Annotated in this window: 1 tRNA gene and 1 rRNA gene; both read right to left on the bottom strand. The window is 36.8% G+C overall.

The window, feature by feature from the left end:
• Positions 1 to 130 precede the first annotated feature (130 nt).
• Positions 131 to 206 (bottom strand) — tRNA-Ala (locus tag KJQ99_RS10170).
• A 103-nt stretch (positions 207 to 309) separates the two neighbouring features.
• Positions 310 to 364, bottom strand: a 16S ribosomal RNA gene (locus KJQ99_RS10165); the annotation flags it as partial.

Below are 364 nucleotides of genomic sequence, written 5' to 3'. Positions count from 1 at the left end.
TTACTTGCTTGTGACTCTTAACATTGATAAATAAAATAACACTAGGTTAGAAACTATATATAAACATAGAATTAAATTAAATAAAACCTAGAAAGAACATTTAGCTTAAATGCTCTGTTTAAGTTTTATATGGTGGAGAATAGCGGGATCGAACCGCTGACCTCCTGCGTGCAAGGCAGGCGCTCTCCCAGCTGAGCTAATTCCCCATATCAATACTCATTTCAACCTTTGATATCTAAACAAGCTCTCAAGAGCTCTTGAAATATTTATTATTACTCTTTAGTGTGAGTTAAAGAGTATGTACTCTAGAAAGGAGGTGATCCAACCGCAGGTTCTCCTACGGTTACCTTGTTACGACTTCACC

Origin of the sequence: Campylobacter sp. 2018MI13, from assembly GCF_018501135.1 — a bacterium.
In the GTDB taxonomy this organism is placed as follows: domain Bacteria; phylum Campylobacterota; class Campylobacteria; order Campylobacterales; family Campylobacteraceae; genus Campylobacter_E.
Note: the sequence above shows the minus strand (reverse complement) of the source record. Positions and strands in the feature narration are given on the sequence as shown.